This is a genomic window from Spirillospora albida, from assembly GCF_000718255.1.
Lineage (GTDB): Bacteria > Actinomycetota > Actinomycetes > Streptosporangiales > Streptosporangiaceae > Spirillospora > Spirillospora albida.
This window is the reverse complement of the sequence record NZ_JOFJ01000016.1, coordinates 61,833-86,628: the sequence shown is the minus strand read 5'-3', so window position 1 is coordinate 86,628 and position 24,796 is coordinate 61,833. Positions and strand designations below refer to the sequence as shown.

General features: G+C 72.3%; 28 protein-coding genes. 8 read left to right on the top strand and 20 right to left on the bottom strand.

Annotation, left to right across the window (positions count from 1 at the left end; genetic code table 11):
* The first annotated feature begins 100 nt into the window (after nt 1-100).
* Genes IE99_RS0121150 through IE99_RS32040 form a run of 3 tightly spaced genes read left to right on the top strand, consistent with a single transcriptional unit; the run spans nt 101 to nt 1,826 of the window.
* Nucleotides 101-706 (top strand): hypothetical protein, encoded by a 606-nt coding sequence (locus tag IE99_RS0121150; RefSeq protein WP_030173525.1) that lies wholly within the window; start codon nt 101-103, stop codon nt 704-706.
* Nucleotides 703-1,305, top strand: a complete 603-nt coding sequence (locus IE99_RS0121145; RefSeq protein WP_030173521.1) for a hypothetical protein — start codon at nt 703-705, stop codon at nt 1,303-1,305. Before IE99_RS0121150 ends, IE99_RS0121145 begins: the two co-directional genes overlap by 4 nt.
* Entirely contained in the window at nt 1,302-1,826 is a 525-nt protein-coding gene (locus IE99_RS32040) for a hypothetical protein (RefSeq protein ID WP_157610423.1), read from the top strand. Before IE99_RS0121145 ends, IE99_RS32040 begins: the two co-directional genes overlap by 4 nt.
* On the opposite strand, the gene IE99_RS0121140 is transcribed toward IE99_RS32040, so the two are convergent.
* The 10 genes from IE99_RS0121140 to IE99_RS0121095 form a co-directional block, all read right to left on the bottom strand.
* Nucleotides 1,711-3,015: a hypothetical protein gene (locus IE99_RS0121140; RefSeq protein WP_030173518.1), complete on the bottom strand. Its 1,305-nt coding sequence runs from the start codon at nt 3,013-3,015 to the stop codon at nt 1,711-1,713. The two genes, IE99_RS32040 and IE99_RS0121140, sit on opposite strands and share 116 nt — an antisense overlap.
* 100 nt (nt 3,016-3,115) lie before the next feature.
* Complete coding sequence (locus IE99_RS0121135) at nt 3,116-3,424, bottom strand: DUF1416 domain-containing protein (protein WP_030173514.1); 309 nt, start codon at nt 3,422-3,424, stop codon at nt 3,116-3,118.
* Nucleotides 3,425-3,474: 50 nt separating this feature from the next.
* Complete coding sequence (locus tag IE99_RS0121130; protein WP_030173511.1) at nt 3,475-4,314, bottom strand: sulfurtransferase; 840 nt, start codon at nt 4,312-4,314, stop codon at nt 3,475-3,477.
* Nucleotides 4,311-4,748 (bottom strand): DUF4395 domain-containing protein, encoded by a 438-nt coding sequence (locus tag IE99_RS0121125; protein ID WP_030173508.1) that lies wholly within the window; start codon nt 4,746-4,748, stop codon nt 4,311-4,313. Before IE99_RS0121125 ends, IE99_RS0121130 begins: the two co-directional genes overlap by 4 nt.
* Before the next feature lie 78 nt (nt 4,749-4,826).
* Nucleotides 4,827-4,892, bottom strand: a complete 66-nt coding sequence (locus IE99_RS33705; protein WP_353819285.1) for a putative leader peptide — start codon at nt 4,890-4,892, stop codon at nt 4,827-4,829.
* Between the two features lie 117 nt (nt 4,893-5,009).
* On the bottom strand, nt 5,010-5,432 hold the full coding sequence (locus tag IE99_RS0121115; protein ID WP_030173505.1) for a TlpA family protein disulfide reductase: 423 nt from the start codon (nt 5,430-5,432) through the stop codon (nt 5,010-5,012).
* Nucleotides 5,433-5,474: 42 nt separating this feature from the next.
* Nucleotides 5,475-6,218, bottom strand: coding sequence for an anti-sigma factor family protein (locus IE99_RS0121110; protein WP_030173502.1), 744 nt, complete (start codon nt 6,216-6,218; stop codon nt 5,475-5,477).
* Nucleotides 6,215-6,730: a sigma-70 family RNA polymerase sigma factor gene (locus IE99_RS0121105; RefSeq protein ID WP_030173500.1), complete on the bottom strand. Its 516-nt coding sequence runs from the start codon at nt 6,728-6,730 to the stop codon at nt 6,215-6,217. The genes IE99_RS0121110 and IE99_RS0121105 overlap by 4 nt, the downstream gene beginning before the upstream one ends.
* A 61-nt stretch (nt 6,731-6,791) precedes the next feature.
* Complete coding sequence (locus IE99_RS0121100) at nt 6,792-7,502, bottom strand: LmeA family phospholipid-binding protein (RefSeq protein ID WP_030173497.1); 711 nt, start codon at nt 7,500-7,502, stop codon at nt 6,792-6,794.
* A 114-nt stretch (nt 7,503-7,616) separates the two neighbouring features.
* Nucleotides 7,617-7,871 carry a MoaD/ThiS family protein gene (locus IE99_RS0121095; RefSeq protein ID WP_030173494.1) on the bottom strand — a complete coding sequence of 85 codons (255 nt, stop codon included), beginning with the start codon at nt 7,869-7,871 and terminating at the stop codon, nt 7,617-7,619.
* A 219-nt stretch (nt 7,872-8,090) separates the two neighbouring features.
* Between IE99_RS0121095 and IE99_RS0121090 the strand changes: the two genes are divergently transcribed.
* The gene (locus IE99_RS0121090) at nt 8,091-8,810 is read left to right on the top strand and encodes a winged helix-turn-helix transcriptional regulator (RefSeq protein WP_030173491.1); all 720 of its coding nucleotides are present in this window, start codon (nt 8,091-8,093) and stop codon (nt 8,808-8,810) included.
* A gap of 49 nt (nt 8,811-8,859) precedes the next feature.
* Here IE99_RS0121090 and pstB read toward each other — a convergent pair whose 3' ends face one another.
* The 5 genes from pstB to mshD all read right to left on the bottom strand — a co-directional run bounded on the left by pstB (nt 8,860) and on the right by mshD (nt 13,889).
* Nucleotides 8,860-9,636 carry a phosphate ABC transporter ATP-binding protein PstB gene (gene pstB / locus IE99_RS0121085; protein ID WP_030173488.1) on the bottom strand — a complete coding sequence of 259 codons (777 nt, stop codon included), beginning with the start codon at nt 9,634-9,636 and terminating at the stop codon, nt 8,860-8,862.
* Between the two features lie 54 nt (nt 9,637-9,690).
* A complete protein-coding gene (gene pstA, locus IE99_RS0121080; protein WP_030173485.1) occupies nt 9,691-10,590 on the bottom strand; it encodes a phosphate ABC transporter permease PstA in 900 nt (299 codons plus the stop codon).
* A complete protein-coding gene (gene pstC / locus IE99_RS0121075) occupies nt 10,587-11,570 on the bottom strand; it encodes a phosphate ABC transporter permease subunit PstC (protein ID WP_030173482.1) in 984 nt (327 codons plus the stop codon). Before pstC ends, pstA begins: the two co-directional genes overlap by 4 nt.
* 95 nt (nt 11,571-11,665) lie before the next feature.
* Complete coding sequence (gene pstS, locus IE99_RS0121070; RefSeq protein ID WP_030173479.1) at nt 11,666-12,769, bottom strand: phosphate ABC transporter substrate-binding protein PstS; 1,104 nt, start codon at nt 12,767-12,769, stop codon at nt 11,666-11,668.
* 271 nt (nt 12,770-13,040) lie between these two features.
* The gene (gene mshD / locus IE99_RS0121065; protein ID WP_030173477.1) at nt 13,041-13,889 is read right to left on the bottom strand and encodes a mycothiol synthase; all 849 of its coding nucleotides are present in this window, start codon (nt 13,887-13,889) and stop codon (nt 13,041-13,043) included.
* A 96-nt stretch (nt 13,890-13,985) separates the two neighbouring features.
* On the opposite strand from mshD, the gene IE99_RS0121060 reads away from it, so the two are divergent.
* Nucleotides 13,986-15,665, top strand: coding sequence for a bifunctional metallophosphatase/5'-nucleotidase (locus tag IE99_RS0121060; RefSeq protein WP_030173473.1), 1,680 nt, complete (start codon nt 13,986-13,988; stop codon nt 15,663-15,665).
* Between the two features lie 126 nt (nt 15,666-15,791).
* Here the strand turns inward: IE99_RS0121060 and IE99_RS0121055 are convergent, their stop codons facing one another.
* Both IE99_RS0121055 and IE99_RS0121050 read right to left on the bottom strand, forming a co-directional pair.
* Complete coding sequence (locus IE99_RS0121055) at nt 15,792-16,949, bottom strand: inorganic phosphate transporter (protein WP_084219740.1); 1,158 nt, start codon at nt 16,947-16,949, stop codon at nt 15,792-15,794.
* Entirely contained in the window at nt 16,946-17,563 is a 618-nt protein-coding gene (locus IE99_RS0121050) for a DUF47 domain-containing protein (protein ID WP_030173467.1), read from the bottom strand. Before IE99_RS0121050 ends, IE99_RS0121055 begins: the two co-directional genes overlap by 4 nt.
* A 214-nt stretch (nt 17,564-17,777) precedes the next feature.
* On the opposite strand from IE99_RS0121050, the gene IE99_RS0121045 reads away from it, so the two are divergent.
* Nucleotides 17,778-17,987 (top strand): heavy-metal-associated domain-containing protein, encoded by a 210-nt coding sequence (locus IE99_RS0121045; protein ID WP_037559868.1) that lies wholly within the window; start codon nt 17,778-17,780, stop codon nt 17,985-17,987.
* Nucleotides 17,988-18,080: 93 nt separating this feature from the next.
* On the opposite strand, the gene IE99_RS0121040 is transcribed toward IE99_RS0121045, so the two are convergent.
* The 3 genes from IE99_RS0121040 to IE99_RS0121030 all read right to left on the bottom strand — a co-directional run bounded on the left by IE99_RS0121040 (nt 18,081) and on the right by IE99_RS0121030 (nt 22,794).
* Nucleotides 18,081-18,269, bottom strand: a complete 189-nt coding sequence (locus IE99_RS0121040) for a hypothetical protein (RefSeq protein WP_342666236.1) — start codon at nt 18,267-18,269, stop codon at nt 18,081-18,083.
* Between the two features lie 156 nt (nt 18,270-18,425).
* On the bottom strand, nt 18,426-22,169 hold the full coding sequence (locus IE99_RS33480; RefSeq protein WP_157610422.1) for an EccA family type VII secretion system protein: 3,744 nt from the start codon (nt 22,167-22,169) through the stop codon (nt 18,426-18,428).
* A 97-nt stretch (nt 22,170-22,266) separates the two neighbouring features.
* Nucleotides 22,267-22,794 carry a gamma carbonic anhydrase family protein gene (locus IE99_RS0121030; protein WP_030173458.1) on the bottom strand — a complete coding sequence of 176 codons (528 nt, stop codon included), beginning with the start codon at nt 22,792-22,794 and terminating at the stop codon, nt 22,267-22,269.
* 293 nt (nt 22,795-23,087) lie between these two features.
* Between IE99_RS0121030 and IE99_RS29550 the strand changes: the two genes are divergently transcribed.
* Both IE99_RS29550 and def read left to right on the top strand, forming a co-directional pair.
* On the top strand, nt 23,088-24,137 hold the full coding sequence (locus tag IE99_RS29550) for a coiled-coil domain-containing protein (protein WP_084219738.1): 1,050 nt from the start codon (nt 23,088-23,090) through the stop codon (nt 24,135-24,137).
* Nucleotides 24,138-24,241: 104 nt separating this feature from the next.
* On the top strand, nt 24,242-24,772 hold the full coding sequence (gene def / locus IE99_RS0121020; RefSeq protein WP_245623295.1) for a peptide deformylase: 531 nt from the start codon (nt 24,242-24,244) through the stop codon (nt 24,770-24,772).
* The last annotated feature ends 24 nt before the right edge of the window (nt 24,773-24,796 follow it).

The following is a 24,796-nucleotide window of genomic DNA, read 5'->3' as shown; positions in this document are numbered from 1 at the left end:
ACCGCGGCCGGGCGGGCCGGACCGTTCGCGGACGCCGCCGGGGCGGACGGCGTTCCGGGAGGCATCCCGCCGAGCGCGGATCGCCGTTAGCATCGGGCGCATGCAGGGCTATGCACCGGTTCCGCCCGGCCCGGAGGGGCGGCGGGCGCCGCGGCGGCTCGTCGCGGTCGGGGCGGTGCTGGGCGTGCTCGCCGTGCTGGTGCCGCTGGTGTGGGTGACCGGGGGGTTCGAGGAGACGCCCAAGGAGCCCGTGAAGAGGGCCGGTGCGGTTCTCGATACCGAGTTGTTCGACGTCACCGTGCGGGACGTCCGCGTCGGCGCGGGTGACTCGGGGCTGGGGAATCAGAAGGAGCGGTTCCTGATCGTGCGGATGCGGGTCGTCAACAAGGGCAAGGAGACGGCGCCGCTCGGCTTCGGCGGGGTTCAGGAGGCGGTCGTGGCCCGTACGGCGGCCGGGAAATGGGTGAGGCCGGACGAGATCGAGGGGCTCGCCGCGGGCGCCACCACGCAGGTCACGCAGCCGGGGCTGGCCGTCGAGGTGTCCGCCATGTGGAAGCTGGGGCAGGCGAATCCGCCTCGGAGCTTCACGGTGGGCGTCCGCAGGTGGAAGTACGACCACGGGTTCACCGACGAGACGTACCGGTGGATGGTCGACACCGAGGAACCGTTCGCCGGGCGGCTGACCCTGCCGGTGGCGGCGTCGTGAACGGGCGCGCGCTGCTCGTGCGGGGCGGGACGGCGGTCGCCGGGACGGTCATGCTCGCGGGCGCGATGTGGCTGCACGCCCTCGAGCCGCGGATCGAGGCGCGCGAGCTCGATCCGATCCGCAGCCACGGCCGTCTCGGTGACGAGATCGGCAACCGGGACTTCTCGCTGAAAGTCGAGGGGGTGGACGCGGCGCGATCGCTCGCGCCGAGCCTGTCGTTCGCGAGGACGAGGACGATCGGGACGGACGGCGTGTACCTCGCAGTGCGCGTGCGGGTGATGAGCCGGCGCGAGCCCCTGTCCCTGCGGTCGGCGACGCTGGAGACGCCCGGCGGGTACGCCTTCGACGCGGAACCGCGGCTGGAGGCCGCCAACCCGGCCCTGCCGGTCTTCCAGCCGCTGATCTGGACGCCGGCGGTCTTCGTCTTCGAGCTTCCGCGGAAGCGGCTCGCCGGTGCGCGCCTCGTGGTCGGTGCGGGCGGGCTGCTGCCGCAGCTGTCCGCCGCGACGGACGTCGATCTGCGGATCAACGAGGACGGAGCGGCGGAGCTGCTCCGCACCGCCGCCGACGGCCTGGACGTGAGGAAGGGATCGTCGTGACGGAACCGGTGGTGTCGCCTCGCGACAGGCGAGTTCTCGAGGCTCTCCTGGTCGCGGTGGTGGTGCCGGCACTCCTCGCGTTCCATTGGGTGGACGAGTCGCGGAACGTCCGGCGGCACCTGGAGCCGCCGGAGAAGGCGACGGTGGTGGCGAAGAACGGGATCGGCCGGCTCTCCGGCGTCCGCTGGCGGGTCCTGGAGCGGCGGACCGCGCCGCCGCTCAAGGGTCCGTCCGGCCCGGACGTCACGGAGCTGCGGATCGCGATGGTCCTGCGGCCCGAGGACGCGGCGGGCGCGAAGACGGCCGCGTACGGCGTCGAGTACCGGCTGGTCGACGGGGCGGGGCGCTACTGGTCGGCGGACGGGCTGGTGAGCGGGACGCCGCGGGCGAACACCGTGTCGCGGCTCACGGTTCGGGGTACGGTGCCCCGCGCCAAGGTGGAGGCGGTGTCGCTGGAGGTGCGGCCGCGGCCGGGGACACGGCCGAAGGGGACACTGCCTTTGCTGCGCTTTGCTCTGTGACACGGGTCATCACGAGGTTGAACGCGGCGGCGAGCAGGCAGATCCGCAGGATCTCGAAGACCAGGCCGGTGCCGTACCCGATGAGCGGCAGCCGCGGCACCCACCAGGTGACCGGATGCGGCCCGATCAGCTCGTAGACGAGCCGCCGGGCCGCGTCCTCTCCGACGTGCAGGGCGGAGAAGAGCAGGGCGAACACCGCGAACGGCAGGAGGCCCGAGCGGCGGACGAGCCGCAGCCCGTACCAGGCGGGCAGCCACATCGCGCGCAGGCCGCGGGTGAGGACCTCGCGGGCGCTGCCTGTGCGGTGGAGGCCGCCGGCGTCCGCGATCCGCCGGGCCGCCAGGCTCCGTCCGAGGACGATCCGCTCGTCGGCGACGTCCAGGCCGAGGATCACCCCGGCGATCACGAGCCAGATGAGGGCGCCGAGGACGGCGTTCTGGAACGGCGGCCACAGGTCGAGGACGGGTCCGGCGACGTCGTCCACCCGGTTCCAGACCTCCCGGTCCGCCAGCCAGTCGGTGGCCTCGCGGCGCACGCGGTCGATGGTGAACACCGCGAACAGGGCGAAGTTGATCTCCAGGACGGCGGCGACGGCGGGGCCGAGCCGGGGGAAGCGCGTCCGCAGCAAGAAGTCGGCGAGGAACTTCGCGGCGAGGAACCCGGCCGTGAGGCCGATCGCCAGGCCGATGTGCCGGTGCAGGGACAGGAGCATCCCGATGCCCTGGATCTGGCCTTCGAGGCCCTTCTCGGCGAGGCCGCGGGACGCCGCCTGGTTCGCGAACTCGCGGGCGTCCTCGCCGAACATGCCCCACGCCAGGTAGAAGATGACGAAGGGCAGGGCCGCGCGGCCGATGGCCGCGGCGACGGACTCGTCGTTCCCGACGGCCCACGGGGCGAGGTCGCCGTCGTCCTCGCGCGCCTGGACGATGTCCAGGCCCTCCCGGACGCAGTGCACCATCGCGACCGCGACGGCGAGGGTGATCGTCGCGAGGAGCCCGACGGTGAGGACCGGCGCGGTGGCCGCCGCCGCGCCCTTCATCTCACCGAGCCGGTAGCCGCCGTACATGGCGCCGAAGCGCAGCAGTTCGCCGAGGCTGAACCAGAGCGTGAGGGGCAGCGCGAAGCGGCCGGCCAGCCGGAGCGTATGCCAGGGCAGGATCAGCGGCGACGTGGGCGACAAGACGGACATCGCGCCGATCGTAACCTCGGTGACCCCGCCCGGCCCCGGAAAAGCACGAAGCCCCGCCGTCCGGGTGGGCGGACGGCGGGGCTCCGGAGACCGGAATCGGTCAGATCGCGACCTGGAGCGCGGCGAGCTCGCCGGTCTTGGCCGTGACGGTGCTGTCGACGCTCACGCCGCCGGCCGCGAGGACGCGGACGGTCCAGTCGCCGTCGGCGGCGAAGAAGCGGAACACGCCCTCCTCGCCGGTGACGACCTCGGCGGTGAACTCGCCGGACGCGTCCAGCAGGCGCGCGTAGGCGCTGGACACCGGAACGCCGTCACGGGTGACGGTGCCCTGGATGACGGCCTCGTTGGCGAGGTCGACGGTGGCGGGCAGGTGGGCGGTCTGCTCGGGCGCTGCGCAACCCTGGGTCATAGCTCCTCCATCTCCGCGTGCACGGAAGGGTCGTGGATCCGGACGGTCGATTACTTGGGCTCGCCGAGTTCGATCGGGACGCCCACGAGCGAGCCGTACTCGGTCCAGGAGCCGTCGTAGTTCTTGACGTTCTCCAGGCCGAGGAGCTCGCGGAGCGCGAACCAGGTGTGGGACGAGCGCTCGCCGATGCGGCAGTAGGCGATGGTGTCCTTGGACAGGTCCACGCCGGCCTCGGTGTAGAGCTTGCGGAGCTCCTCGTCCGACTTGAAGGTGCCGTCGTCGTTGGCCGCCTTCGACCACGGGATGCTGCGGGCGGTCGGCACGTGGCCGGCCCGCTGCGACTGCTCCTGCGGCAGGTGCGCCGGGGCGAGCAGCTTGCCGCTGAACTCGTCCGGGGAGCGGACGTCGATGAGGTTCTGCGCGCCGATGGCGTCGACGACCTCGTCGCGGAACGCGCGGATCGACAGGTCCTGGTCCTTGGCCTTGTACTGGGTGGCCGGACGGGACGGCACGTCGGTGACCAGCTCGCGGGAGTCCAGCTCCCACTTCTTGCGGCCGCCGTCGAGCAGCTTCACGTTCTCGTGCCCGTACAGCTTGAAGTACCAGTAGGCGTAGGCCGCGAACCAGTTGTTGTTGCCGCCGTAGAGGATGACGAGGTCGTCGTTGGCGATGCCCTTGCCGGACAGGAGCTGCTCGAAGCCCTCCTTGTCGACGAAGTCGCGGCGGACCGGGTCCTGCAGCTCGGTCTTCCAGTCGATCTTCACGGCGCCACGGATGTGGCCCTTGTCGTAGGCGGACACGTCCTCGTCGACCTCGACCAGGACCAGGCCCGGTGCGTCCAGGTTGGCCTCAACCCATGCGGCGTCCACCAGGACGTCTGAGCGGCTCATGCGGGAACCTCCCTCTCGGAGCGAATCTTCGCGGTGATACGACGGATGATGAGATACATCTCGCAGCCGAGGCAGAACCCGAACACCGCGTTCAGGAACGCCGCCCCCAGCGCGAAGGCGGTGGCACCGATGCCGAGCCAGGTGAGCCCCGTCGCGTATCCGGCCGTGCCCACCAGGGCGAAGGCGAGGCCGACACCCTGGGCGAACCGGGGCGGGGCCTCGTCTTCGAGCTCCCGTGGCGGACCGAGCCGGGGACGGATCAGCACGGAGTAGACCAGTCCGTACGGCGCGTACCGGAGGCCGAAGAGGATCGCGATGGCGAAGACCGCGGCCTGAGCGGCGAGCAGAACCCCGCTTTCCGTCACGAGCACCGCGATCAGAACGGCCGTTGTGAGGGTCGCGGCGAAGCGCTGCCCGCGTGGGTCGACCTGCATCGGGGTGCTCCAGAAGGAGAAGCGTGCGTACGTACGAGCTGGAAGTCGGAAGTGCTCGGGGCGGACGGGCTCGATGCCTCAGGCCATGCGACAGAGCGAGGCGGCCACGCGGCAGAAGTCGACCGCGCGACGCTTCGTGAGCATCTGCTCTGTCCAGTAACGCACGGACATGATGTTAAGCCGACAATCCACGCCGTGTCACATCCGTCTCGCCTTGCGAGACGGTGACACTCGTCTTGCCGCAGGTCATCGTGATGCCGTTCACGTGATCACGCCGCCGAGCGCCGCGATCACGTCGGCCTTGCGGGGGGCGCCGGAGGCGCGGCGGACGACGCGTCCGGACGCGTCCAGGACGACCACGGTCGGCGTGCGGACCACGTTCAGCCGGCGCACGAGCTCGAGGTTGGCCTCCGCGTCGAGTTCGACGTGCGCGACGCCCGCCACCATCTCGGTCACCTCGCCGAGGACGCGGCGCGTCGCCCGGCACGGGGCGCAGAACGCGCTGGAGAACTGGACGAGCGTGGCCTTCTCTCCGAGCGGCACGCCGATGTCGTCGGGGCCGAGGATGTCGGTCACCGCGTCCTTCCCGTCGCGCGCGCGGAGGCGGCCGTCACGGTGCCGCCGGACGAGACCGAACACCGTGGCCGCCGCCAGGACCGCCGCCGCAACCCATACGCCTGTCATCACCGCGGAAACACCCGCCGGCCCGTATTTCTTCCGGAGACGTCAGGTCGGGATGGTCAGCAGTGGCCGTCCGTCCAGTCCGACGATCTCGAACGAGTACAGCTGGCCTCGGGGGAACATCGTGGAGCCGCGGTACTCGCCGTAGCCGTCGCCGTAGGGGACGTACCAGCTGCCGAGGGCGTCGCGCCTCCCGTCGCGGGCGATCACCATCAGCCGGCAGCTGGAGCCCTTCGGGACGCCCCGCAGGTACAGCTCGACCTCGGTGCCCCACGCCTTGCGGCGGAGGTTGACGATGGCCTTGATGTTCGTCTGCGGGTCCTCCGCGGTGATCTGCTCCACCGGGGGCGTCGCCGGTGGCGGCGAGGCGCCGGGAGGACGCGACGAGGCCGTGGGGCTCGGGCGCGGCGTCGCGCCGTCGCGGTCGCCGGACGGGCGGAAGAGCCCGCCGAGCAGGACGCCCGCGACGAGCAGCGCGCAGGCGGCCGCGGCGAGGGGCGCCCAGCCGCCCGGCCGCCGGGCGAGCCGGCGGAGCGGCCCCCTGCGCCGCTCCGCCGCCGCCCGGGAGAGCAGGGCGTCCAGCATCTCCGGTCCGGGGCCGGCGGCCAGGTCGAGCTGGGCCTCGTCGACGCGGCCGAGCAGGGCGGGCAGGCCGGCCAGCCCGGCGAGCTCGTCCCGGCACGCCGGGCAGGTCTCCAGGTGGGCGTCGACGTCGGCGCGCTCGCTCGGGTCGATCGCGCCGACCACGTACACGCCGAGGGAGGTGCGCACGTCCGCGCAGCCGTTCATGGCGCCAACCCCCGCTCCTCCAATGCGAGCTTGAGCGCCCGCAGCGCGTAGAAGGTGCGGGACTTGACGGTGCCGGGCGGGATGCCGAGCGTCCTGGACGCCTCCGCCACCGACCGGCCGCGGTAGTACGTCTCGACGAGGACCGCGCGGTGCGGGGCGCTGAGGTCGGCGAGCGCCTCGGCGACCGTCCAGGATTCGAGGGCGCGGTCGATGTCGTCGGAGCCGGCGGCCGTCATCAGGACCTGCTCGGTGATGCGGGTCTCCTGCGGGCGGGCGCGGCGGGCGCGGTGCGCGTCCACGACGAGGTTGCGGGCGACGGTGAACAGCCATGGCCGGACGGGACGGCCCGACAGCGCGTCCGGGTGCCGCCAGGCGCGCAGCAGGGTCTCCTGCACGACGTCCTCCGCCTGGGCGCGGTCACCGCCGGTCAGGCGCAGGACGTAGCCGAGCAGGGGTCCGCCGTGCTCGTCGTAGAGAGCGCGCAGGAGTCTCTCGTCCGCCGTGGGGCCCACACCGTACACACGTACGCGCCGGCGGGCCGGTTCACAAGGGCGGCGGGCGTTCTTTCCGACGTCAGCGCCTGCCGGCGGCCTCGAGGTCGTTCAGCCGGACGTTGTGGGCGGTCGCGGTCACCCGCAGCCCCTTGGCGGTGGGCTGGATCCCGGTGATCCGCGACCCGACGGGCAGGTCGGCGACCGGCACGACCCAGGTGAGCTGCCGCTGCAGCAGGGCGAGGGGCACCTGGGCGCCGCCGCCCGCGCCGACCGAGACGGGGGTGATCGCGATGCCCTTGTCGGTGGGCTTCACGGACACGACCGCGCTGCCCGTGACGGGGAAGCCGAGGATGGCGCCGGTCAGCTCGACGGCCAGGTCGTCGCCCTTCGGCGCGAGCGACTCGACCTCCTTCGGCGCCCGCTGCTTGATCACCGCGTAGGGCACGACGGCGGACGCGGCGGCGGTGCGTGCGGTGACGTTCGCGGAGTTCCCCGCGGCGACCTCGCTCAGCGGCGCCTGCACGCCCTCCATGTCGATCCGGACGTCCTGGACGGTGACGCCCTGCTCCGTCCATTCGCCGATCACGACGTCGATGCGGTCGTACTCGCCGCCGACCGCCTGGGTGAGGAACGGGATGCCGTGGATCTTCACGTCGGGTTGCCGCTGCAGGTTGTACTGCGCCGCGACCTGCTTGCCTATCTCGTCCTGGGCGACGCGGACGGACGCCCGGTCCGCGACGACCACGCCGGCGGCCAGCAGGATCACCAGGACGAGCAGTACTTTCCGCATGTCTCTCCTCCGCCGACGGCACGCGATCGCCACACCATAGTGGCCTCGCGGCCACGGGTGCCGGGTCGCACTCGGAAATGAGATCGCGGGAAACGCGGCGCGGGTTCTGTGAGATCAGCCACCCGCGAAAGGCGGGAGCACCTCCACGACCGCGCCCTCCGGCAGTGCGACGGAATCGTGCGGGCGGGTCCCCACCGGATCGCCGTCGATGAGGAACGAACTGCGGGCCAGGACGCGCGGGAAATCCCCGTCCCTGCCGTCCGTCGCGGCCGCCAGGGCCTCCCCCAGCGTGGCCGCGTCGTACGGTTCCTCGTGCACGCCCGCCGCCGCCTTCGCCGCCGCCCAGTACCGGATCGTTCCCTTCGCCATGCCCCCAGGGTATTTCCGTCCGGAAGCGGGCCGGCCATGAAAGATCCATTGCCGGGAGATGCGGCTCGGTTATGCTCATGGGCGAGGGATCCGGGCGACGAGGCCATGGAGTTCATTCGACAGCCCCGCATGGTCACCTCGTCTTCGAGCACCGGCCGTGCGTCGGGCCGGAGTGAGCCGCCTGGGTCCTACGTCTATTTATGGACGAGGAGGCGGCACGTGAGCGGTTTGCTCTTGCTGACCAACGCTCTGGAACCGTCCGACGAGATCCTGCCCGCGCTCGGGCTGCTGCTGCACTCGGTGCGGGTCGCGCCCGCCGAGGCCTCCGCGCTGCTGGACGCCCCTCCCGCCGACATCGTGATGGTGGACGCCCGCCGCGACCTCGTCCAGGCCAAGAGCCTGTGCCGGCTGCTGCGCACGACGGGGCTCGACTGCCCGCTGCTCGCGATCGTGACGGAGGGCGGGCTCGCCGCCCTCAGCCCCGAGTGGGGCCTGGACGACGTGCTGCTGCAGTCGGCGGGCCCCGCCGAGGTGGAGGCCCGGCTGCGGCTCGCCGTGGGCCGCGTCGCCGCGGGCGCGGACGCCGACGACGTCCCCGACGAGATCCGCAGCGGCGAGCTGACGATCGACGAGGCGACCTACACGGCCCGGCTGCGCGGCCGGGTGCTCGACCTGACGTTCAAGGAGTTCGAGCTCCTGAAGTACCTCGCCCAGCACCCGGGCCGCGTCTTCACCCGCGCCCAGCTCCTCCAGGAGGTGTGGGGCTACGACTACTTCGGCGGCACCCGCACGGTGGACGTCCACGTCCGCCGCCTCCGCGCGAAGCTGGGCGCCGAGTACGAGTCCCTCATCGGAACGGTCCGCAACGTCGGCTACCGCTTCGTCCCCGACCACAGGCCGGGCGGGGACGCCAAGGAGTCCGTCCCCGCCAAGGCCTGAGACCCGGCCCGCGACCGTTCCCGGGAGCCGCCCCCGGGAACGGAACGGTTCAGCCGAAGCGGCCCGTGATGTAGTCCTCGGTCGCCTTCTGCTCGGGGTTCGTGAAGATCTTGCTGGTGTCGTCGATCTCGATGAGCTTGCCGGGCTGCCCGGTGCCGGCGATGTTGAAGAAGGCGGTGCGGTCGCTGACGCGGGCGGCCTGCTGCATGTTGTGGGTGACGATGACGATCGTGTACTGGCTCTTCAGCTTCCCGATGAGGTCCTCGATGGCGAGGGTGGAGATCGGGTCGAGGGCGGAGCACGGCTCGTCCATCAGGAGGACCTGGGGCTGGACGGCGATGGCGCGGGCGATGCAGAGGCGCTGCTGCTGACCGCCGGAGAGGCCGGCGCCGGGCTTGCCGAGGCGGTCCTTCACCTCGTTCCAGAGGTTGGCGTCCTGGAGGGACTGCTCGACGATCTCGTCCAGCTGGCCCTTGCGGCGGACGCCGTTGAGCTTGAGGCCGGCCGCGACGTTGTCGTAGATCGACATGGTGGGGAACGGGTTGGGCCGCTGGAACACCATGCCGACGACGCGGCGGACCGCGACGGGGTCGATGGACGAGCCGTACAGGTCCTCCGCGTCCAGCATGACCTTGCCCTCGACGCGGGCGCCGGGGATGACCTCGTGCATCCGGTTGAGGGTGCGCAGGAACGTGGACTTCCCGCAGCCGGACGGCCCGATGAACGCGGTCACCGAGCGCGGCTCGACCGTCATCGAGATGTCCTCGATGGCGTGGACGCCGCCGTAGTAGGCGTGCAGCCCGGAGACTTCGATCCGCTTGGCCATGGGGTTTCTCGCTCCTATCGGGACGTACCGGGGGTGGATCGGGGGGAGGGCCGCTCAGCGGCGGACGGGGGCGCTGCGGCGGGCGACGAGCCGGGCCAGCAGGTTGAGCAGCATGATGATCCCGATCAGCACCAGTGCGCCGGTCCAGGCGCGGTCGATCGAGGTCTGGTTGGGGTCGGAGGCCTGTTCCCAGATGAACGTCGGCAGCGAGGCCTGCGGGCCTTCGAACGGGTTGGTGTTGATGGCCTTGGTGAAGAAGATCGTCAGCAGCAGCGGGGCGGTCTCGCCCATGACGCGGGCGACCGCCAGCATCACACCGGTGACGATGCCGGTCATCGCGGTCGGCAGGATGACGAAGCAGATCGTCCGCCACCGGGGGACGCCGAGCGCGTAGGACGCCTCGCGCAGGTCGTTCGGGACGAGCTTCAGCATCTCCTCGGTGGCCCGGACGACGGTCGGGATCATCAGGATGGCGAGGGCCAGCGCCCCCGCGAACCCGGAGAACCCGAAGCCGACCGTGAGCAGCCACAGCGCGAGGACGAACAGGCCCGCGACGATGGACGGGATGCCGGTCATGACGTCCACGAAGAAGCTGATCACCTTGCCGAGCCGGCCGTTGCCGGCGTACTCGACCAGGTAGATCGCGGTGAGGACGGCGATCGGCACGGCGATCGCGCTGGTGATCGCGACCTGCTGCAGGGTCCCGATGATCGCGTGATAGGCGCCGCCGCCGGGGTCCTTGCCCGCGACGGCGTTCATCGAGAACTGGAAGAACGTGGGGTCGAGGCGCTTGGCCCCGTTGACCACGACCGTCCAGAGGACCGACAGCAGCGGGACGAGCGCCAGCAGGAAGGCGAGGTACACGAGGCCCTGGACGGTCCGGTCCTTGACCTTGCGGCCGGTCGACACCGAACCGAGGCCGGACCCCTTCCGCGGGGTGGACAGGGAGGTCACACGAACTCCTTGCGGCGCGCGACGACCGCGCGGGCGGCCATGTTGACGAGCAGGGTGATGACGAACAGGACGAGGCCGGAGGCGATGAGGGCGCCGCGTCCGTTCTCGGACGCCTCGGCGAAGCTGTTGGCGATGTTGGACGCGAACGTCGCGCCGCCGTCCTCCAGCAGGTGGATGTTGATGCCGGGGACGTAGGTGAGCACCATCGCGACGGCGATCGTCTCGCCCATGGCGCGGCCGAGGCCGAGCATGGACGCGCCGATCATCCCGGACTGCCCGTACGGCAGGACCGACATCCGGATCATCTCCCAGCGGGTGGCGCCGAGCGCGAGGGACGCCTCCACGTGCGCCTGCGGGACCTGGAGGAACACCTCGCGGGAGATCGACGAGATGATCGGCAGGATCATGATCGCGAGCACGACTCCGGCGGTGAAGATGGAGTTCTTGCCGGGGCTGTCGCCGCCGAGGAAGGGGATCCAGCCGAGCGTCGAGTTGAGGAAGCCGCTGACGCCCTCCATGTGCTTCGACAGGAACACCGCGCCCCACAGGCCGTACACGATGCTGGGGACGGCGGCGAGCAGGTCGACGATGTAGCCGAGGCCGGACGCGAGGCGGCGCGGCGAGTAGAACGCGATGAACAGCGCGATGCCGATCGCGACCGGGGTGGCCAGCAGCATCGCGAGCAGCGACGACATGACCGTGCCGAACGCGAGCTGCGCGATGCCGAACTCCGCCGGTGTCGCGTTCGGGTTCCACTCCTCGCTGGTGATGAAGTTGGCCTCGTTCGCCTGGAGCGCCGGGATCGCCTTCCACACGAGGAAGACCGCGATCGCGGCCATGATGGCGAGCACGATCAGACCGGAGCCGGTGGCGGACCCGGCGAAGATCCGGTCACCGAGCCGGCCGGTGCTCATGCGGCCGGGCGCGCGGTGCCGTGCGCCGCCCGCCTCGGCGGACTCGACGCCTGTCTGGGTGGTCACTGGGGGTGGTCCTCCTCGGATCGGGTCGGCCGAACCCAGACCGGCCCCGCCGCCGAGGTCGTCGGCGGCGGGGCTGCTGGTGCCGTGCTCAGTGGTCAGGACAGGGCCTTCACGGACGCCTGGACCTTGGTGAGGACGCTCTGCGGAACCGGCGCGTAGCCGATGTCGGTGAGGACCTTCTGGCCGGCGGCGCTGGAGGTGTAGGTCAGGAACGACTTGACGAACTTGGCCTGCTCGGCGGGCAGGCCCTTCTCGCACGCGATCTCGTAGGTGACGAGGACGATCGGGTAGGCGCCCGGCTCCTTCGTCGTGTAGTCGATCTTCAGCGCGACGTCGTTGCCGGTGCCGACGACCTTGGCGCCCGCGACGGCCTTGGAGGCGCTGTCGGGCGACAGGGCGGTGTACTCGCCGGCGCCGTTCTTCACCTGCGCGGTCTGCAGGTTGTTCTGCGTCGCGTACGACATCTCGACGTAGGAGACGGCGCCCGCGGTGTTCTTCACCTGGCCGGTGACGCCGTCGGACTTCGGCGCGCCCTGGCCGGTGGAGTTCGGCCACTTCTTGGCGGGCTCCCACGTCCAGACGGAGGGGGCCGTGGTGTTGAGGTACTTGGTGAAGTTGTCGGTGGTGCCCGACTCGTCGGAACGGTAGACCGGCTTGATGGCGGTCGCCGGCAGCTTCGCGCCCGCGTTCTCGGCGGCGATCGCTGCATCGTTCCACTTCGTGATCTTCCCGGAGAAGATCTTCGCGATCGTCTCGGAGGACAGCTTGAGGCCGTCCACGCCGTCCAGGTTGTAGACGACGGCGACGGGGCCGACCACCATCGGGAGGTTCAGCGCGGGGTTGCCCTGGCAGCGCTGCTTGGCCTTGGCGATCTCGTCGTCCTTGAGCGCCGAGTCCGAGCCCGCGAAGGCCACCTGGCCGGCGCTGAACGCCTGGATGCCGGCGCCGGAGCCGCTCGGCTGGTAGTTGAGGTTCGCGCCCGCGCACTTCGCGGCGTAGATCTTCGTCCACTCCTCGACGGCGTTCTTCTGGGCGCTGGACCCGGCCGCGTTGACGCTCGCCTTGGCGCAGTCGATGTCACCGGACGGCACGACGTTCTTGCCGCTGGCCGGGTTCTCGTCGCTCCCGCAGGCGGTGAGGGCGAGCGCCCCCGCGATGACCACGCCGCCGAGGGCGGCAAGTCGGGATCCGTTCTTCACCGGAGGGTCTCCTCTTAGTTTCGTTGGGCGGATTCCCCCGGGGGAGCTGGCCGTTGGTCCAGGCCGGCGGGGTCACCGTCGAGGGAGACGCTAAAGAGCGGAGGTGACCAGACACCCCCGCCTCGGGTGAACGGACGATGAACGACCCCGGGCAGGGTCGCGAAGAACATTCGGATTTGTGATGGCCGCCGGGTTAACATCGCAGCTCACAAAGGTCAAAACCCCGCTGGGACCTGCCCATACAGGTTTGCGGGCCGGATGATCCGGGCAGTCAGCCGCGCGTCTCGTACATGACGTCGACGGCGTGCCTGGTGAAGCCCAGGGAGTCGTACAGGCGGACGGCCGCGGTGTTCGACTCGTCCACGTAGAGCATGAACCGGTCGAGCCCGGCGTCGCGGAGGTGGTGCAGCCCCGCGAGCGTCAGCGTCCGGCCGAGGCCGAGCCCTCGCGCGTCCGGGTCGACGCCCACGACGTACACCTCGCCGATGCCGCCGGGGTGCGTCTTGGTCCAGTGGAAGCCGACGACGGCGCCGTCGCGCTCGGCGAGGAAGAACCCCGCCGGGTCGAACCAGTCCTCGGCCTCGCGGGCGAGGACGTCGTCGATCGTCCAGGCACCCTGTTCGGGGTGGTCGGCGAACGCCCGGCCGTTGACCCGCAGCCACGCCTGCTCGTCGCGGCCGGGCTCGAACGCGCGCAGCGTCACCCCGGGCGCGACGCCGACGCCGGGCAGCGCGCCGGCGGCCGGACGGCGCAACTGCAGCAGCACGCGGCCCCGGCGCATCCCCTCGGCCGCGGCGAGCGCGGCGGCGGCGGGCAGGTCGCCGTGCGCCCACACCCGCAGCGGCCCGCCCGCCCGGTCCCGCAGCGCGTGCAGAAGGGCGCGGCCGTGTCCCTTCCGGCGGAAGTCGGGATGGACGGCGATCTCCCCGGACGCGGGCTCGCCGCTCCCGGCGGGGTCGAGGTGCGCGTAGCCGACGACCCGCCCGTCCTGCGCGGCGGTCAGTCCGGACCGGCCGGCGCGCAGCGCGAGCAGGGCGTGCTCCGAGAGGGGGCCGACCCCGTCGGCCTCGGCCGCCGCTGCGATGACGGAAAGGGCCTGCTCGATCGCGTTCGCGTCCATGGTCCAACCCTAGAGGGCGCCAAATCTGATCAAACCGTCACGAAACCGTCATCATGCAGCTGGGACCTGGACGCCGGACGGCTCTACCGTCTCCCCATGAGCCGACCACGCACCCTTCTGGCCTGCGCCGCCGCGACGATCGCGGCCGCCGGCCTGGCCGCACCACCGGCCGCGGCGGGCCCCGCCCCGACGACGCCGGTCCGCCTGCTCGCCCTCAACGACTTCCACGGCAACCTGGAGCCGCCGTCCGGCAGCTCCGGCACCGCTGTCGACGAGAGCGGCGCGACCGTCCCCGCGGGCGGCGCCGCCTACATCGCGGCGCACCTCAAGGCGCTGCGGAACCGCAACACGCTGACCGTGGCGCAGGGCGACCTGATCGGCGCCTCGCCGCTGATCTCCGCCGCGTACCACGACGAGCCGACCGTCCAGTTCCTCGGAGACATCGGCGTCACCGCCTCCGCCGTCGGGAACCACGAGTTCGACGAGGGCCTCGGCGAGCTGAAGCGCATCCAGCACGGCGGCTGCCACCCCGTCGACGGCTGCTCCCCCGCCGGGAAGTGGCGCGGCGCGAAGTTCGACTACCTGTCGGCCAATGTCCTGCACGAGGCCACCGGGCGTCCCGTCATGAAGCCGTGGACGATCCGGCGCGTCAACGGCGCCCGCATCGGCATCATCGGCGTCGTCACCAAGACCACGCCGACCATCGTCACCCCCGACGGCGTCAAGGGCCTCACCTTCCAGGACGAGGTCGAGGCCGCCAACCGGTCGGCGCGCGAGCTGCGGCGGCGGGGCGTCCGGGCGATGGTCCTGCTCGTCCACGAGGGCGACCAGGTGAAGCCCGGGTCCAAGCCGGACGAGTGCGGCACCGTCCCCGGCGTCGGCACCGCCATCGCCCAGAAGGCCGACCCCGACATCGACGTCGTCCTGTCCGGCCACACCCACCAGCAGTACGTCTGCTCCGTGCAGGGCCCGGACGGGCGGCCGCGGCTCTACTCGTCCGGCTCCTCGTTCGGCCGCGTCATCACCAAGGTCGACTTCAGGGTCGACCGCCGGACGGGCGACATCGTGCGCTCCACCCTCGCCGGCGACAACCGCGTCGTGACCCGCGACGTGCGCCCCCACCGGCCGACGGAGAAGTTCGTCCAGAGGTGGAAGGACCGCGTCGCGCCCGTCGCCAACAGGCCCGTCGGGAAGATCACCGCCGACATCACCCGGAAGCCGTCCCCGGCCGGCGAGACCGCGCTCGGCGACCTCGTCGCGGACGCGCAGCTCGCGTCGATGAGGGACAGGGGCGCGCAGGTCGCGCTGATGAACCCGGGCGGCGTCCGGACCGACCTCGTCCACAAGGCGAGCGGATCCGAGGGCGACGGCGTCGTGACGTACGGCGAGGCGTTCGCCGTGCAGCCGTTCAGCAACATCGTGGGCGTGGCGTCACTGACCGGCGAGCGGCTCGACGCGCTGCTGGAGCAGCAGTGGACGTCGGCGGGCGAGAAGATCCTGCAGCCGTCGGCCAACCTGCGCTTCACGATCGACCGCTCCCGGCCGGTCGGGGACCGCGTCTCGGCCATCACGGTCGACGGCGCCCCCGTCGACCCGGCCGCCACCTACAAGGTCGCCGCGAACAACTTCCTGCTCGGCGGCGGCGACGGCTTCACCGTCTTCACCGACGACAAGAACCCCGTCCTCGGCCCCATCGACCTGGACGGCTTCGTCGCCTACCTGACGGCCCAGGGCACGGTGTCCCCGCCGCCCCTGAACCGGATCTCCGGCGGCTGAGCGGCCTCGCCCGACCGGCCGCGGCCTGAACCGCGGCCACCGGTCACGCGTCGTGCGACCTCCGTGCCCGTGGGGCGCGGAGGTCGCATGATCTGGCAGGGGGTTTCAGGCGATCGCTCCCCTGGATCAGCCGCCGAAGAGGTGGACGACCCCATAGACGGCCGCCGCCACGGCCGCGGCCATGGGCATCGTGAGGATCCACGCCACGAGGATGTTCCCTGCCACGCCCCAGCGGACGGCGGACAGGCGCTTGGTCGCCCCGACGCCCATGATGCAGGACGTGATCGTGTGCGTGGTGGAGATTGGAGCGTGCCAGACGTAGGCGGCCAGGTACAGGATCGTCGAGGCGGTCGCTTCGGCCGCGAAGCCCTTCGGGGGGTCCAGCTCGATGACCTTGCGTCCCAGCGTCCGCATGATGCGCCAGCCGCCCGCGTAGGTGCCGAGGGACAGCGCGCCCGCGCAGGCGATGATGACCCAGAGGTCCACCGAGTCGCCGTCGGAGTGCCCGGTCGTGACCAGCGCGAGGACGATGATGCCCATCGTCTTCTGCGCGTCCTGGAGGCCGTGGCCGAGGGCCATGGACGCCGCCGACACCGACTGCGCGATGCGGAAGCGGCGGCCGACGCGGCCCGGGTGGGCGCGGCGGAAGATCCACAGCACCGCCACCATCACCAGGTACGCCAGGCAGAACCCGGTGACCGGCGAGACCACCATCGGGATGGCGACCTTCTCGACGACCGTGTCCCAGCTGACCGTGGACGCCGACGCGAGACCGGCGCCCACCACTCCGCCGATGAGGGCGTGGGAGGAGGACGACGGCAGGCCGAAGTACCAGGTGATCAGGTTCCAGGTGATCGCGCCGAGCACGCCCGCGGCGACGACGGTGAGTCCGTGCAGCCCGGTCGGCGGAGTGATCACGTCGCTGACCGTCTTGGCGACCTCGACGCCGAGGAGCGCGCCGACCAGGTTCATCACCGCGGCCATCACCAGGGCGGCCCGGGGTGTCAGCGCCCGGGTCGACACCGAGGTCGCGATGGCGTTCGCCGCGTCGTGGAAGCCGTTGGTGTAGTCGAAGACCAGCGCGATGACGATGACCAGGATGAGCACGGCCATCTGCGCGTCGGCCCGCAGGCCCACCGCGCCGGCGGCCGTGACCAGCAGAACGCCGACCAGCAGCCCGAGCCACGCCTTGCCCGGCACGCGCCGGGTCGCCTGCTCGGCCAGGGACGGATCCGCCCCCGGGACCTTCGCCAGCGTCGCCCCCGGTTCGCGGGTCCCGCTCATGATTCCTTGACCGCGATGGTCTCGACCGTGTTGGCCACGTGCTCGAACGCGTCGGCCGCGTCCTCCAGCCGGTCGATGACCTGCTTCAGCTTCAGCACCGTCAGGGTGTCGTAGTCACCGCCGAACAGCTGCGCGAGCAGCTTGCGGTACACCTGGTCGCCCTGGTTCTCGAGCCGGTTGATCTCGATCCAGTACTCGTTGAGCTCCTTCATGGAGCGCAGCCGGGGCATCGCCTCGGCGGTCAGCTCGGCGGCGCGCTCGAGCACCTCCACCATGTTGACGATCCCCTTGGGGAACTCGTCGATCTCGTAGAGGACGACCAGGTCGGCGGCCTCCTCCATCTCGTCCATGACGTCGTCGATCGACGAGGCCAGCCGGTAGATGTCCTCGCGATCGAACGGGGTGATGAACGTTTCGTTCAATCGCCGCATGATCGCGTGAGTGCATTCGTCGCCCGCGTGTTCGCAGGCGCGCAGCTTCTCCGCGATGGCCGCGCGATCGGCACCGTCGCTGATGAGCTCTACGAGCAGCCTGGCGCCGGTGACCAGGTTGTTCGCCGAGTCGGCGAACATGTCGTAGAAGCTGTCCTCACGCGGCGTGAGACGCAAGCGCACGTCGTTCTCCTGAAGGGGCCGGAACAGTCCGTGGAGGATCGTAGGCGCTACCAGCCGTGAATAGAACCTTTGCCCCAGCTTCGACTGCTGGTCACCATCCTCGCACCTCGAAGCGTGCCCGGGAACAGGCGCGGTACACCGAGGTCGGAACGCTATGTCCACGGGCCTGTGGCGTACTCTCCCCCCGGGGGAAGGATCAACACGGGGAGTGATGATGATGACGATGAGTGAGATTCGTTACAGTGTGCAGGGGATCAGCTGCGGACACTGCGTGAACGCCATCACGGCCGAGGTGAGCGACGTCCCGGGAGTCGTGGAGGTGGAGGTCGACGTGAACGCCAAGTCCGTGACCGTCCGCGGCGATGAGCTCGACGACGCGGCGCTGCGGGCCGCCATCGACGAGGCCGGCTACCAGATCTCCTGAACCGCGCCGCGCCGGGCGCTGGTCCACGGCGGCGGCGCGGGGCGCGCCGCGCGGGCCGCCGGCCGGTTTCCGCCACGGGCCCGATGCGGCGGCTCAGTCCTGCGGGGTCAGTTCACGACCGGGCTCACCCGAACGCACACCGAGCACTACGTCGATCTCCGCGACGGTCAGCGGCCGCTCGGCGTCGGCCACCGCGCTGAGCATCTCGGCATAGAGTTCGATCTCGTCCAGGGCGACGCGGTCATGGACGCGCAGATCCAGGTTCTGGCGCACCGCGTCCACCTCCGTCCACCTCGTTACGTTCCCCACACCCACATCGAGGCTACGCGCCCGGCCCCTCCGGGCACATGACCCAAGAGGGCCATTCATGGGCCACCCTTGCCGATGGTCCTCCCTGACCATCGGTCGGCGACGCCGTCCACCGGACCTCCGGGCGGGCTAGCCTCCCGGCCGGAAGTCGCCCAGCATCTGCTCCAGCGCCGTCTCGGGCAGGTCACGGACGGTCAGGCGCGCCACGGTCGCCGCGTTGACGTCGGCGCCCGACAGCCGCGCCGCCTGCCGCGCGACGGTCTGCTCGAACAGCGCGCGGACGGTTCGCGCGTACGCGAACGCCGGGTCGTCGCGCAGCCGCTCGAACCGGGTGAGCAGCTCGACGCGGAGCTCCTCGTCCAGCATGTAGAGGTCGCGCTCGGCGTAGTTCTGGAACAGCCGGACGAGCTCGCGGTCGGCCATCCCGGTGAACTCGACGATCCGGCCGAACTCCGCGCGGAACGCGGGGTTGCCCGCGAGGAACCCCTCCATCTCCGCCTTCGGGCTGGAGCACACCACCATGAACCGGACGCCGCGCTCGGACAGGTGCCGCATCAGCTCCCGCACCACGGCGGGGCTCCGGTCCAGCAGGTGCGCCTCCTGGATCAGCAGCACGCCGCCGAGCGCCTGGTCCACCATGCCCGCCACCCGGCGCTCGGTGTCGGCCTGGTCGCGTCCCGCCAGATGGACCGGACGGCACGCCACCACATGGCCGGACTCCAGCAGCCCGAGCGCCGCGTGGACGCCGCCGAGCAGCCCGGCCACCGTCGTCTTCCCGGTGCCGGGCGGCCCGGTGAAGATCAGATGACGGGCCACCGCGGACGGCACGCCGTGCCGCGCGCGGTCGGCGGCCAGCGCCGCCTCGTCCGCCAGCTCCCGGACGGCCTCCTTCACGTCCTCCAGGCCCATGAGCCGGTCGAGCCGCGCGAGGTAGCCGTCGATGTCGCCGGGCGGACGCAGCGCGGGCTCGATGCTCTCGGCGACGCCCGCCAGGTCGTCGGGGGTGAGGACCAGCCGGTCGTGGGACGCGCCCGCGCGCTCCATGTTCCGGCGGCTCGCCTGGTCGAGGTACGCCTCGACCAGCCGCGCGTTGACGAGGTCGCCGGGGCCGCGCAGCCGCTCCAGGTCGGCGCGCGCCGCCTCCAGCGCCGACGCGCCGATCGTGACCCGCCGCTCGTCGGCGAGGACGTGGAACAGCGTCATGCGGTTGTCGAGCCCGCTCAGGTCGGGCAGCCGGTGCACCCGGAACGACTGCACCAGCTTCGGGTGCTCCTTCAGGAGCCGTTTGTACGCCTGCGGCTCGCACGTCGCGATGACGGGCGCGGTGTTGACCGGGTCGCGGCGGCCGCGGCGCACCGCCCCGACGAGCGCCGCCGGGTCCTGCGCGCCGCTGATCGCCACGTCCAGCCGCTCGAAGAGGATCACCGGTCCCGGCTGCGCCAGGATCGCCGCCATGCGCTCAGCGGGCGCGTCACGGACGTCGTCGGCGTCGTGGGCGCGGATGGCGCCGTCGCCCATGCCGGCCTCGGCGAGCGTCAGCGCGATCATCCGGGCGAGGCGGCGCTGCCCCGAATGCGGCGCGCCGACCAGCAGCACGCCGGGCACGCCCGGCCGGATCGAGCTCGGCGCGCCGTCGACGCGGGTCGCCTCCAGCTCGGGGTCGAGCGGGGCGTTCCACGCCTCCGCCTGCGCGCGGACGGCGTCCAGGAGCGCCCCCGCGTCGTGCTCGCCGCAGACGAAGGTGATGCCGAACCGCTCGAGCGTGGGCCGGTGGCCCCGGTCCTCGGGCGGCGGGATCTCGTGGACGGGCCGCTCGGGCGAGGGCGCGTCCTCCAGGAACCCGAAGTCGCCGATCATCGTCTCGGACATGACCCGCGTTCCCGGCCCGCCCGCCGGAGCGGGTGCGGCCGGGCCCGCGTCCCCGGCGGCGGGCTCGCCGTCGAGGGCGTCGGGGCCGAGGACACGCGTGCCGGGCGGGCCCGCCGGAGCCGGCCGGACCGGGGGCGGCGGTTCGGGCGGCGCCCCGTCCTCGATGCGCGTGGCGAGCGGGTCGAAGGCGGGCTGCGGACTCGCCTGCGGAGCGGGAGGCCGCGGGGCGGCCTGCGGGTTCGACGGCGGAGCCGGGGCCTGCTGGAAGACCTGCGGGCTCGGCGACGGAGCGGGGGGTTGCGGGGCGGCCTGCGGGTTCGGCGGCGGAACCGGGGGCTGCCGGACGATCTGAGGGTTCGGCGGCGGCGGTTGCGGCGCCTGGAAGCCCGGCTTCTGGTAGCCGAGCTGCGTGTACGGCGGGACGAACGACTCCTGCGGCTCCTCCTCCTCGACCGGGGACTGCGCCGGCGGCTGGACGAACGGGCGGTCCGGCTGGGCGGGCGCGGGCGGCTGCGGCGGCCGTCCCGGCGGGATGCCCGGCTGGCTCACGCCGAACGGCGGGGAGTGCGGGTTGAAGGCGGGAGCCGGGCTCGGCTGCGGCGTGGGCGCCTGCGTGACGACCGTGGCGCGGGCGCGGGAGCGTCCGACGATCGCGGCGATGACGGCGGTCGGGACGGGGAAGCCGCGGGGCCGCGCCGGCATCCCGCCGAGGCGGCACCAGGCCAGGTCGGCCGCGTACATGGCGGCGAGGAGCGTCTCGGCCGCCGACCCCGACCCGGTGCCGGATCGCAGCGGCTCCGGGAGCCGCATGTCCGACGGCCAGAGGCGGCGCAGCGGATGCCCCTTCTGCTCCGACACCGCCTGCACCGTGTAGCGGATCTCGGGGTCGAGCCAGGGGACGATCGAGTTCGCCACGTCCTTGCGGACCACGCCGAGGTCGGCGGCGAGGAGCGCGGCGGCCACCAGCCGGGGCTCGATGTGGGCGGGGTCGGACGGGTCCCCCGCGAGCGGGGCGATGACCTCGCCGAGGGTGTAGAACGCGTGCCGGAAGGCGTCGCCGGGCGAGCTCTCGTTGCGGAGGGCGGGCACGAGGCCCGGCGGGCAGCGGGTGAGCCACTGCTGGACGAGCGCCTGGTCGCCGTACGGGAGGGCGCCGTAGTCGACGGTCGGGTTCTCGAGCGTCGCGCCGAGGATCGCGAGCAGCGCGTCCGCCCGCATCTGGAAGCGGACGTCGTCGCGGAGGATGCTCGCGATGGCCCACATCGTCCGGAGCACGACGACGGCGGCATCGACGTTGCCGGCGCGCAGCCGCTCGGCGTAGAGCCCGACGAGCGACTCGAGGGTCGGCGGGGTGAGCCAGCGCGGGCCGTCCACGGCCGGGAGCGGCTTGGACCGGTACGGCGACCACAGGTCGAGCATCTGGGCGTCCAGCCGCGCGTCGAAGGCGGGCGCGGGCGCGGACCACAGCATCACGCCCCAGGCCGCGACGACGGTCGACGGCGTCTCCGCCGTGAACGGCGACCAGCGGTGCGGGTAGTCCGGCGCGGCCAGCGCGGCGGCCGACTCGACCGTGGCGCGGACGCGGGACGTCAGATCGGCCGCGAACCCGTGCGCGACGAACGGCAGCGCGGGGGGCGGGTCGTAGGCGAAGTCCGGCCCGGCGGGCACGACGTGCGGCGGCAGCGCCGGGACCCGGCCCTGCCCCTGCGCGGGACGCGCCGCGGCCCGGACGCCCGGCGCGTACGGCGGCGGGCACAGGTACCACTGCCCGTCGGACGGATGCAGCCGGTACCAGCGCGCCCACGCCCCGAACAGCCACCACGTGCCGTCGGGCAGCACGAGCATGCGGCCCGCGATCGCGTGCTGGCGCTGCTGGGGCGGCGCCGACGGCCACCACGCGGCGGCCACCATCGCCCTCGTATCGCGCTCCGCCTCCGCGAACGGATCCGGCCCCGTCCGGGGGCCGGCCGCCGGAGCTCCGCCATAGCCCGGTCCCCACACCACGCGTTCATCGTAATCAGGGGACCGGCCCCAGAGCCCACCAGACCACCGCGGAAGCACCGTCCGCCCTGGTCAGCCGCCTTTCATTCGCGCGGCGGGATCACTCCCAGACGGCGCCCCTGTGGCGGGCGGCCTTCTCCACGTACGTGTCGGCGGTGTAGTTGAGGACGAACCGGTCGTCGTCGTTGAGCTCGCGGACGACGCGTCCGGGCGTCCCGGCGACGAGGACGCCGGAGGGGATCGTCTTGCCGGGCGGGACGAGGGCGCCGGCGGCGATGAGCGACCCGGCGCCGACACGGGCGCCGTTCAGGACGATCGCGCCGATGCCGACGAGCGCGCCGTGCTCGATATGGGCGCCGTGGACCATGGCCTTGTGGCCGAGGCTGACGCGGTCCTCGAGGATCGCGGGCTTGCCGCCGTCGGAGTGCAGGCAGCAGAGGTCCTGGATGTTGACCTCGTCGCCGACGACGACCACCTCGTCGTCGGCGCGCAGCACCGACCCGTACCAGACGCTGGACGCGTGGCCGAGCGTGACCTTCCCGACGACGACGGCGCCGGGGGCGACCCAGGCTCCGGGGTGGATGTTCGGCCGGTCCTCGCCCAGGGACCCGATGTAAGGCTGCGTCATGGGGGCGATGCTAGGGGCCGGTCCGGACGGGTGGCGGGCCGCCCCTCTCCCGGGCGCCGGACGCGGCCGTCGGCCCGCCCGGAGGTTGTGCGATTTAGGGGTTGATTAGGTAGTTTGTCCCCTTGCCCCGGACGAAGAAAGCGCAGCGAGAACCGCGTTCCGGTTGCGCGGAAGGGGTTGACACGGACACAGTCGGACCTGACGTTTCCCTAGCGGCCTACGCTCGCCCTCAGGCGAGGACGCCCACCGATCCTGACGGGGTGATACCCCCGCCAACGACCCCCCAAGGCATTATGAGCAACGAAGCGGAAATCCTGCCGAACCTCCTCCAAGACGAGTCCTTCGAGATCGTGATGCGCGGCTACAACCGCCGCCAGGTCGACGACTACATCGCCCGTGCCCAGCAGAAGCACCGCGAGCTGGAGGCGCGCCTCGCCCGCGCCCAGGACGACTCCGAGCGCATCCGCCGCGAGATGGCCGAGCTGCGGGAGGCCCGCAAGCCGACCGGCGACGACCTGAGCGACCGGCTCCGCCAGATCATCAACCTCGCCGAGGACGAGGCGAAGGAGAAGGTCTCCGAGGCCGAGGCCAAGGGCGCCCAGATCCGCGAGAGCGCCGACCGCGAGTCCCAGCGGATCATCGACGAGGCGCGCTCGCACGCCGACCGGAACCTCGCCCAGGCGCAGGAGAAGGCCGACCACGTCCTCGCGTCCGCGAAGAAGGAGGCCGACGGCGTCCTGTCCGCGGCCAAGCACGAGGCCGAGCAGACGGTGACCAGCGCCCGGCTGGAGGCCGAGCGGACGCTCACCGCGTCCGAGCGGCGCGCCAGCGTGATCAACGAGGGCGCCACGCAGCGGCTCACCGCGCTGACCAAGAACCACACGCAGGCGCTGCAGCGGCTCACCGAGATCAGCGAGACCCTGCACCGGCTGCTGACGGCCGAGAACGAGGCCGGCCCGCTGGAGAAGATGGTCGAGGACGCCGTCCGGCAGCAGGCCCCGCGCAAGCCCGCCGCGTCCGGCCCGTCCGGCGGCGCCTCCGCGACCGGGCCCAAGCCCGTCCCGGCGGCGCCCAAGCCCGCCCCGGCCGCGCCGGCAGCGCCGGCCGCGCCGTCGCCCGCGTCCGCGCCGAAGCACGTCGCGCCGCAGCCGCCGGCCCCGGCGCCGTCCCCGGCCAAGCCCGCCCCGGAGCCGACCCGGGGCGACACGCCGCTCGTGACCCCGGCCAAGCCGGCGCCGCGCCCGGGCGAGCCGTCCGGTCCCGCGGGGCCGTCCGGCTCGTCCTCCACCGGGCCGGGGCCGATCGTCCCGCCGCAGCCGCGCGGCCCGCTCGACCCGCACTGACGGCCGCTCCCGGCGGGGGGTCGCCGGAACGTCGCGGTCACCCGGGGTGCCCGGCCGGTGGACGGCCGAGGCGCCCCGGGTCGCCGTTTTTGTAGGATTCCGTGGTGAGTACAGCACGCAGCCACCCGCGCGGCGCCACCCGTCCGATCCGGATCCTCGGCGACCCGGTCCTGCGCACCGAGTGCGACCCGGTCCGGGCGTTCGACGCGTCCCTGGAACGGCTGATCGACGACATGTTCACGACGATGTACGCCGAGAACGGCGCCGGGCTCGCCGGGAACCAGATCGGCGTCGCATTGCGCGTGTTCGTCTACGACTGCGAGGACGACGACGGCCGCCGGCACGTCGGCCACGTGATCAACCCGGTGCTGACGGAGGCGGACGGCGAGCTGCTCGTCGCGTCCGAGGGCTGCCTGTCCGTCCCGGGCCTCCGCTTCGACACGCCCCGCCACGCGCGCGCCGTCGTCGAGGGCGTCGACGCGCGGAACCGTCCCGTCCGGGTGGAGGGCACCGGCTACTTCGCGCGCTGCCTCCAGCACGAGTGCGGCCATCTGGACGGACGCGTCTACATCGACGTCCTGTCCGGGGAGACGCGGCGCGAGGCGATGCGCGCCATCCGCTCGCTCCGCACCTGAGCGCCGGCCCTCAGGGGTTCCTCG

Excerpts from the sequence above, each read along its gene's own strand:
- IE99_RS0121150 (WP_030173525.1), top strand. The coding sequence starts at position 101 with ATGCAGGGCTATGCACCGGTTCCGCCCGGCCCGGAGGGGCGGCGGGCG.
- IE99_RS0121140 (WP_030173518.1), bottom strand. The coding sequence starts at position 3,015 with ATGTCCGTCTTGTCGCCCACGTCGCCGCTGATCCTGCCCTGGCATACG.
- IE99_RS0121135 (WP_030173514.1), bottom strand. The coding sequence starts at position 3,424 with ATGACCCAGGGTTGCGCAGCGCCCGAGCAGACCGCCCACCTGCCCGCC.
- IE99_RS0121130 (WP_030173511.1), bottom strand. The coding sequence starts at position 4,314 with ATGAGCCGCTCAGACGTCCTGGTGGACGCCGCATGGGTTGAGGCCAAC.
- IE99_RS0121125 (WP_030173508.1), bottom strand. The coding sequence starts at position 4,748 with ATGCAGGTCGACCCACGCGGGCAGCGCTTCGCCGCGACCCTCACAACG.
- IE99_RS0121115 (WP_030173505.1), bottom strand. The coding sequence starts at position 5,432 with ATGACAGGCGTATGGGTTGCGGCGGCGGTCCTGGCGGCGGCCACGGTG.
- IE99_RS0121110 (WP_030173502.1), bottom strand. The coding sequence starts at position 6,218 with ATGAACGGCTGCGCGGACGTGCGCACCTCCCTCGGCGTGTACGTGGTC.
- IE99_RS0121100 (WP_030173497.1), bottom strand. The coding sequence starts at position 7,502 with ATGCGGAAAGTACTGCTCGTCCTGGTGATCCTGCTGGCCGCCGGCGTG.
- IE99_RS0121095 (WP_030173494.1), bottom strand. The coding sequence starts at position 7,871 with ATGGCGAAGGGAACGATCCGGTACTGGGCGGCGGCGAAGGCGGCGGCG.
- pstB (WP_030173488.1), bottom strand. The coding sequence starts at position 9,636 with ATGGCCAAGCGGATCGAAGTCTCCGGGCTGCACGCCTACTACGGCGGC.
- mshD (WP_030173477.1), bottom strand. The coding sequence starts at position 13,889 with ATGGACGCGAACGCGATCGAGCAGGCCCTTTCCGTCATCGCAGCGGCG.
- IE99_RS0121060 (WP_030173473.1), top strand. The coding sequence starts at position 13,986 with ATGAGCCGACCACGCACCCTTCTGGCCTGCGCCGCCGCGACGATCGCG.
- IE99_RS0121055 (WP_084219740.1), bottom strand. The coding sequence starts at position 16,949 with ATGAGCGGGACCCGCGAACCGGGGGCGACGCTGGCGAAGGTCCCGGGG.
- IE99_RS0121045 (WP_037559868.1), top strand. The coding sequence starts at position 17,778 with ATGATGACGATGAGTGAGATTCGTTACAGTGTGCAGGGGATCAGCTGC.
- IE99_RS0121030 (WP_030173458.1), bottom strand. The coding sequence starts at position 22,794 with ATGACGCAGCCTTACATCGGGTCCCTGGGCGAGGACCGGCCGAACATC.
- IE99_RS29550 (WP_084219738.1), top strand. The coding sequence starts at position 23,088 with ATGAGCAACGAAGCGGAAATCCTGCCGAACCTCCTCCAAGACGAGTCC.